Origin of the sequence: Janthinobacterium agaricidamnosum NBRC 102515 = DSM 9628, from assembly GCF_000723165.1 — a bacterium.
In the GTDB taxonomy this organism is placed as follows: domain Bacteria; phylum Pseudomonadota; class Gammaproteobacteria; order Burkholderiales; family Burkholderiaceae_D; genus Janthinobacterium; species Janthinobacterium agaricidamnosum.
This window is the reverse complement of the sequence record NZ_HG322949.1, coordinates 2,995,938-3,004,745: the sequence shown is the minus strand read 5'-3', so window position 1 is coordinate 3,004,745 and position 8,808 is coordinate 2,995,938. Positions and strand designations below refer to the sequence as shown.

1 protein-coding gene (cut by a window edge) is annotated in these 8,808 nt (G+C 69.4%); it reads left to right on the top strand.

Going from position 1 to position 8,808, the window contains the following annotated elements:
• Positions 1–510: 510 nt before the first annotated feature.
• A protein-coding gene (locus tag GJA_RS12700) for a hemagglutinin repeat-containing protein (RefSeq protein WP_479686747.1) crosses the window boundary here: on the top strand, positions 511–8,808 show its 5' portion. It continues 24 nt past the right edge of the window; only the first 8,298 of its 8,322 coding nucleotides appear in the window; it begins with the start codon at positions 511–513; the stop codon falls past the right edge of the window.

Here is an 8,808-nt window from a genome sequence, read left to right as displayed (position 1 = left end):
AACCAGGTGCACATCGGCGCCGGCGGCGATATCGCCAACAGCGGCGTGATCCACGCGCAGGGCGACACGCACCTGGCCAGCCAGGCCAATATCGTCAATAGCGGCACGATCACGGCGTTCGGCAATACCGCTCTGAGCGCCGCCGGGCGCATCGATTCGGCGGCCGGCGCGCTGCTGGCCGGCGGCGTCAACCCGGACAATACGCTGCGCGCCAGCGGCGACCTGACGCTGGACGCTCAAGGCGCCATCGGCATCCACGGCGTGGCCGCGTCGGCCGGCGCGACCAGCATCCACGGCGCCGCCGCCGATCTGTCGGACGCCAATCTGTCCGGCGCGCGCATCGCCATCGGGACCAGCCAGGGCGACCTGGACGCCAGCCGCGCCGTGATCGGCGCCAGCGATACGCTGGGCCTCGATGCGGCGCGTTTGTTGCGCACCGACGGCGGCCGCGTGATCGCCAATCAGCTCACGCTGGCGGCCCATGATGTGTCCAACGCGGGCGGCGACATCATGCAGCTGGGCGGCGCCGAGCTGGCCATCCGGCTGCCCGGGCAACTGGATAACAGCGCCGGCCGGATCGCCAGCAACAGCAATCAGCTGACCTTGCAGGCGGCCACGCTCAGCAATGCCGGCGGCAAGATCGAGCACGCCGGCAGCGGCGCGCTGTCGCTCAGCGCGATCACGTTCAACGACCAGCGCGGCCAGATCGGCAGCAATGGCGCGCTGGTCCTCAAGGCCGATACGCTGGACCACCGCGGCGCATCCACCGTGGCGGCGCAACTGGCGCTGGATGCCGGCACGCTGGATAATCGCGGCGGCGCCATCGGACAAACCGGCGCCGGGCAAACCGCGCTGCACATCCACGGCGGGCTGGATAACCGGGGCGGCACGATCGACACCAATGGCGCGCTGGCGCTGGCCGCGGCGACGCTGCACAATGGCCAGGGCCGCATCGCTGCAAGCGACAGCGCCAGTGTTGGCGTGCTTTCCAGCCTGGATAATAGCGGCGGTGTGCTGGCGGCGGCCGGCGGCTTGACGCTGGCCGCCGGCGATGTCAATAACAGCCGCGGCCAGATCCAGGCCATCGGCGGCGCCGCGGCGCTGGCGATTGGCGGCTTGAACAATGACGGCGGCAGTATCTCGGCCGGTAGCAGCCTGGATCTCGGCGCCGCCAATATCAACAACAGCGGCAGCCTGTACGCGGCCGGCAACCAGACCGTGCATGCCAGCGGCGCGCTGGTGAACAGCGGCGCGATCGCGGCGCGCGGCCACACGACCATCGCCGCCGCCAGCATCGATAGCGCCGCCGGCAGCCTGCTGGGCGCCGGGATCAACGCCGCCGGCGGCTTGCTGGCAGGCGGCGACTTGACCATCACGGCCAGCGGCGGCATCAGCGCGCTGGGACAAAACCTGGCGGCGGGAAATGCCAGCCTGGGCGGGGCATCGGTCGATGTGTCGGGCAGCCAGACCAGCGCCGCCAACCTGGCGCTGACGGCCCATGCCGGTAATGTGCTGACCAGCCATGCGAGCGTCAGCACGGCCGGCAGACTGGCCATCAACGCCGGCGCCGGCCAGGCCCGGGCGCTGATCAATGCGCAAGGCAGCCTGAGCGCCGGCCAGCTCGCGGTGCAGGCGGCGAACCTGGATAACCGCGGCGGCAGCATCGTGCAAACCGGTCGCGGCGACACGGCGATCGTGCTGACGGCGCCGGACGGCCGGCTCGACAATAGCGGCGGCCGGATCGCCGTCAACAGCGCCAATCTGGCGCTGGGCGCGGCCACGCTGGCCAATACCGGCGGCAAGATCGAGCATGCCGGCGCCGGCGCGCTGACGATCAGGGCGACCGCGCTGGACGGCGCGCGCGGCAGCATCACCGGCAATGGCCTGGTCGATATCGGCGCGGTCGACATCGACCACGACCAGGCCAGTACGTCGGGCCAGCAAGTGACGCTGCACGCCGCCAGCCTGAGCAACCGCGACGGCCGCCTGCTGCAAACCGGCGCCGGCCCGATGACGGTGGCGGTGGTGCGCCAACTCGACAATAGCGGCGGCGCCATCGTCGCCAATGGCGACCTGCGCCTGCAAGCGGGCGCACTGGCCAATGCCAGGGGGCGCATCACGGCCGCGCTGGCGGCGCGGGTCGACAGCGGCGGCGCGCTCGATAACAGCGATGGAGTGATCGCCGCCGGCGCCGCCTTGCAACTGTCCGGCACGGCGATCGGCAATGAGCGTGGCTTGCTGCAGGCCGCTACGGGCGCCTTGACATTGCAGGCGGCCAGCCTGTCGAACCGCAAGGGCACGCTGAGCGCGGGCAGCGACTTGACGGCCACGGTGGCCGGCGACGTGCGCAACGACGGCGTGCTGTACGCCGGGCGCGACCAGCATCTGGATGTCGGCGGCACGCTGGACAACAGCGGCTCGATCGCGGCGCTGCGCGACACCACGCTGCGCGCCGGCGACGTGCGCAGCAGCGGCTTGCTGGGCGCCGGCCTGACGGCCGATGGCAGCTTGCTCCAGTCCGGCAAGCTGACGGTCGGCGCGGCGCGGCTGTTGCAGGCCGGCGGACAAAACCTGGCCGCCGGCGACCTGCTGATGAGCGGCGCGGCGCTGGACCTGTCGGGCAGCCAGACCAGCGCCGCGAATATCGCGCTGACGGCCGCTGGCGGCGATATCGGCACCGGCAATGCGGTGCTGAGCACGGCCGGTTTGCTGGCCATCACCGCCCATGCGCGCAATGGGCAAACGCTGCTTAATCAGGGAGGCAAGCTCAGCGCCGGCCAGTTGCAACTGGCGCTGGCGAATCTGGATAATCGCGGCGGCGCTATCGTCCAGACGGGCAGCGGCGATACGGCGATCGAGACGGGCTTGCTGGACAATGGCGGCGGCCGCATCGCCGTCAACAGCGCCAATCTGACGCTCAATGCGCGCGACTTGAACAACCAGGACGGCAAGATCGAACATGCCGGCGCCGGCACGCTGGCGATCCGGGCCGACAATTTCGACGGCCAGCGCGGCCAGTTGAGCGGCAATGGCGCGCTGGACCTGGCGGCGACGTATCTGGATCACCGCAACGCCAGCACGGTGGCGCGCCAGGTGACGCTGTCGGCCGGCGTGCTGGACAACCGCAATGGCGACATCGTCCAGCTGGGCCAGGCGCATACCAGCATCCGGACCAGCCAGCGGCTCGACAATGGCGGCGGCAAGATCGAGACCAATGGCGACGCCGCGATCGACGCGGCGCTGCTGTTGAATGGTCACGGCGGCATCACGGCCGGCCAGAGCATGCGTCTCGACGCCAGCGCCGGCCTCGATAATAGCGACGGGACCATCGCCGCCGGCCGCGACCTGGCGCTGGGCGGCGCCAATCTCGACAATAGCCGCGGCAGCGTGCGGGCGGTGGCCGGCAATGCGGTCTTGACCATCGGCGACTTGAACAACAGCGCCGGCACGGTGTTTGCCGGCGCCCGGCTGGATACGACGGCGGCCAATGTCGTCAACAGCGGCAGCCTGTACGCCGGCGCCAGCCAGACGCTGACCGCCAGCGGCGCGATCAGCAATAGCGGGGTGATCCTGGCGCAAGGCAATAACACGATCAGCGCCAATAGCCTGGACAGTTCCGCCGCTAGCCTGATCGGCGCCGGACTGAAGGCCGATGGCGCCTTCAATGCCGGCGGCGACCTGAATATCCAGACCCGCCAGGGCTTGCGCGCCAACGGCCAGAACCTGGCGGCCGGCAGCGCCAGCCTGGCCGGCGCGTCGCTCGATATCGGCGCCAGCCAGACCAGCGCCGCCACGATCAGCCTGTCGGCCAGCAGCGGCAATGTCGGCACCAGCGCCGCGACGCTGACCACGCCGGGCCTGCTGACGGTCAGCGCCCAGGCCAACCCCGGCCAAACCTGGGACAACAGCCAGGGCACGGTCAGCGCCGGCCAGTTGGCGCTGCGGGCCGCCAATCTGAACAACAGCCACGGCAGCCTGGTCCAGAGCGGCGCCGGCGCCACGCGGATCGATACCGGCTCGCTGGACAATACATCCGGCCGCATCGCCGTCAACAGCGCCAATCTGACGCTGGCTGCGGCCACGCTGCTCAATACCGACGGCAAGATCGAACACGCCGGCAATGGCGCGCTGGTGATCCAGGCCGACCGCTTGAACGGCCAGCGCGGACAGATCACCAGCAACGGCGGCTTGAGCCTGACCGCCGCCACGCTGGACCACCGCAACGCCAGCACCATCGCGCAGCAGGTGACGATCGCGGCCGGCACGCTGGATAACCGGCAAGGCGAGATCAGCCAGCTGGGGTTTGGCCAGGCGGGCATCAGGGCCAGCGTCAGCCTGGATAATCGCGGCGGCAGCATCGCCAGCAATGGCAATACGGCGATCGCCGCGCAATCCCTGAATAACCAGGGCGGCAAGTTGCAGGCCGGCGGCGGCGCCAGCCTGGATCTCGGCGGCGGCACGCTGGACAACAGCAATGCCGGTGACATCGGCGCCGGCGGCAAGCTGACGGCCGCGCTGGGCGCGCTGCTGAACCAGAACGGCAAGATCACCGCCGGCGGCGCCCTGGACGCGGCTATCGGCGGGACGCTGCAGAATGCCGGCGGCTTGCTGGCGGCCACCGGTAACCTGGCCGTGGCGGCCGGGGCGCTCGATAACCGCGGCGGCAAGGTCGCGTCGGTGCAAGGCGATATCAAGCTGTCCAGCGGCGCCATCGCGCTCAACGACGGCGGCGCGATCCAGGCCGCCGGCGATATCGCCATCGTCGGCGCCGGCTTGAGCAATACCCTGTCCGGCAGCATCGCCGGACGCAATGTCAGCATCGATACCGGCCTGGCGGCGCTGGATAACAGCATCGGCACCATCGTCGCCGCGCAGGCGCTGAACGTGCGCAGCGGCGCGCTGGACAATGACGGCGGCTTGCTGCAATCGGGCGCCGGGCTGTCGATCGACACCCACGGCCAGGCGCTGAACAATGCCAACGCCCTGTCGTATGCGCGCAATCTGGGGAATCTGCAGGGCAATCCGGGCGGCATCGTCAGCGGCGCCGGTCTGAACCTGGCGGTCGGCGACTGGAGCAACCGCGACGGTTATGTCGGCGCGGCCGGCGCGGTGACCGGCCATGCCGGCTTGCTCGACAATCGCGGCGGCCGGATCGCCGGCCAGTCCAGCCTGGCGCTCAGCCTGGCCGGCTTGAACAACCAGAACGGCCAGTGGCAAGTGGTCGGCAAGCTGAACCTCGACGTGGCCGGCGTCATCGACAACCGGCAGGGCTTGATACGCTCCGGCGCGGCCGCCACGCTGAACGCGGCCGCGATCGACAATAGCGCCACCCAGGGCAGCAACCAGGGCCTGGAAGGCATCGACCTGACGATCAGCGCCGGCAGCCTGAATAACCGGCAAGGCGCGCTGCGCGCCGACCATCAGCTGACGTTCAGCGGTTCCGGCGCCTTCGACAACAGCCTCGGCTTGCTGAGCGCCGGCACCGCCCTGAGCGTCAGGGACGACGGCGCCAGCCGCAGCCTGGTCATCAGCAATGGCGGCGGCACGGTGATCGCCGGCACGCTGGCCGAGATCCGCGCCGCCAGCCTCGGCGGCGACGGGCGCATCCTGTCGCAGCAAGACCTGACGCTGGACTTGAGCGGCAATTACATCCATGGCGCCGGCGGCGAAATCACCGCCAACCGCAACCTCGGCCTGACGATCGCCGGCGACTTTGTCAATGCCGGCAAATTGCAGGCCGGCGGCACGCTGACGCTGGGCGCCGTCAATCTCGACAACACCGCCAGCGGCGACATCAGCGCCGCGACCACGCGCGTCAGCGCCAGCGGCGTGTTGAACAACCGCGGCCTGATCGACGGCGTGGCCACCGAGCTCAATGCCGGCACGCTGAATAACCTCGGCACTGGCCGCCTGTACGGCAGCCAATTGAGTATCGCCGCGGCGACGCTGAACAACGACGTTGAGAACGGCGTCGCCGCGACCATCGCCGCGCGCGAAAACCTGAACATCGGCGCGCAGGTCATCAACAACCGCGAACACGCGCTGATTTTCAGCGGCAACGACATGGCCATAGCCGGCGCGCTCGACGCCAAGCGTCAGGCCAGCGGCAGCGCCGCGGTGCTGAACAACGCCAGCGCATCGATCGAAGCGCTGGGCAGCCTGAGCCTGGCAGCGGAGCATATCAATAACCTGAATAGCCACTTCGAGGTCGCCATGTCGGGTCCGTCCGGGCCGCAGAATGTCACCGAGTATCAGGGCAAGGGCGTGGCGCAGCGCTACGCTGCCGGGACGCCCGGCGTCGAGGTCTATAATGACGAGTCGGACCATTTGCGCACGCCCGACAATACCTACGAAGAGTGGAACCGCTACGATATCGTGCGCACCACGCGGCAGAGCGAAGTGGTCAGCTCCGATCCGGGGCGCATCACGGCCGGCCGCAACATTTCCATCAACGCCGGGCAGGTATTGAACGACAATAGCCATCTCATCGCCGGCGGCTTGCTGGACCTGCATGGCATGTCGGTGTCGAACAGCCAGACCGCGGGGCAGAAAATCACCAGCGACAGCGGTATCGCCCATTCTTTCTGGCGCAACCATAAAAGGGGCCGGGATGACACCGGCCATAGCAGCACCGGCTATGCGCCGCCGGACCAGATTGAAACCATTTCGCTCAACGTGGCCAGGGAACAGCAATTGGCCGCGCCGCAAGGCAGCGGCACCACGCTGGCCAATGTCGCCATAGCCAGCGTCGATGGCGCCACCAGCGCCGCCGGCAGTGCCAGCGCCGATGTCAAGTCATCGGCCATCGTCAAGGCGCTTGCAGGCCTGGGCGGCGTCGGCAATGCATCCGGACACGGCGCCGCTGCGGCCAGCGCAGGCAGCGGCCCGCAGGGCAGCGAGCGCACCGGCAACGCCGGCCAGGCCGGCGGCGTCGACGCGGCCACGGGCGCGGTGGCAGGTGCCGTCTCCGGTGTCGGCGCGAACCATCAAACGACACTGGCGCCGGCTGCCGGCGCCAGCGTCGGCGGCGCATCCGGCGGCGCGGTCCAGGTGGATGCGGCCAACGGTGCGCCGCGGCAGGTCCGCCTGAACGGCATCGCGCAAGTGGCGCTGGCCCATCCATCGGGCGGCGCGCAAGTGGTGCGCAGCAGCCCGGCGTCGGTGGTGTTGCCGAACGCCAGTCTGTTCAAGATCAGTCCGGCGCCATCGTCGCACTACCTGGTCGAGACCGACCCGCGCTTCGCCAATTACCGCGCATGGACCGGTTCCGACTATTTGCTGAATCAGGTCAAGGCCGATCCGTCGGTGACGCAGAAGCGGCTGGGCGACGGCTTTTATGAACAGCAGCTGGTGCGCGAACAGGTGGCGCAACTGACCGGCCAGCGTTTCGCCGGCGACTACAGCAGCGACGAGCAGCAATACCGCGGGCTGATGGACTCCGGCGCGGTCTACGCCAAGACCTGGGATTTGCATCCCGGCGTGGCGCTGACGCCGGCGCAGATGGCGGCGCTGACCAGCGACATCGTCTGGCTGGTCGAGCGCGACGTGACGCTGGCCGACGGCAGCACGCAAAAGGCGCTGGTGCCGCAAGTGTATCTGCGGCTGCGCGACGGCGACCTCGATGGCAGTGGTTCCTTGCTGGCCGGCAAGGAGGTCAACCTCAACCTGTCCGGCGATCTGACCAACAGCGGCACCATCGCCGGGCGCGAGGTGGTCAAGCTCAGCGCCGAAAACGTGGACAACCTGGGCGGGCGGGTGCATGGCGATGCGGTGGCGGTGGCGGCGCGCAACGACTTGAACAACATCGGCGGCGCGATGTCGGCGAACAGCCAGCTGATCGCCACGGCCGGGCGCGACCTGCACATCGACAGCACCAGCCACAGCGGGTCCAGCAGCGCCGGCGGCAACAGCTTCAGCCGCACCGGCCTGGACCGGGTGGCCGGTTTGTACGTGACCGGCGACGGCAGCGGCGGCAGCGGTACGCTGGTGGCCGCCGCCGGGCGCGACGTCAGCCTGCTGGCCGGGGTGATCGGCAATGCCGGCCAGGACGGCAATACCATCGTCAGCGCCGGGCGCGACATCAACCTGGGCACGCTGACCACGGCCAGCGCCAACAGCCTGCACTGGGATGCGAACAACTACCGCAAGGACAGTACGAGCACCGACGTGGGCAGCCAGATCCAGGCCAGCGGCAATATCGCGCTCCAGGCCGGCAACGACCTGAACGCGCGGGCGGCGGACGTGCAGGCCGGCCAGGCGCTGGTGGCCAGCGCCGGCCATGACGTGAACCTGACCGCCGGTATCAACCAGACCTCGCTCGACGAAGGCCACCAGCATACCGAAAAAGGCTTCCTGCACAGCGAAACGATCACCAGCCGCGACACGCTGGAACGCAGCATGGCGTCGGGCAGCGCGTTCGGCGGCAACACGGTGGCGCTGGCGGCCGGCCATGACATCAAGGTGACGGGGTCGAGCATCCTCAGCGACGGCGCGGCCAGCCTGATCGCCAAACACGACATCACGATCGCAGCGGCGACCGACAGCAGCACCGCATCGCAGCACCGTAGCGTCAAGGAAAGCGGCTTCCTCAGCGGCGGCGGTTTCGGCATCAGCTACGGCACACGCACCACCACGGTCGACCAGGAGCGCGACGCGACCAGCCAAAGCGGCCAGTCGCGCAGCGCGGTCGGCTCGACCGGCGGCGATGTGACGATCGCCGCCGGCGGCGCCCTCAACATTTCCGGCAGCGACATCGCGGCCGGCGGCGACCTGGACCTGCTGGGCAAGAGCGTCACGATCACGCCGGGG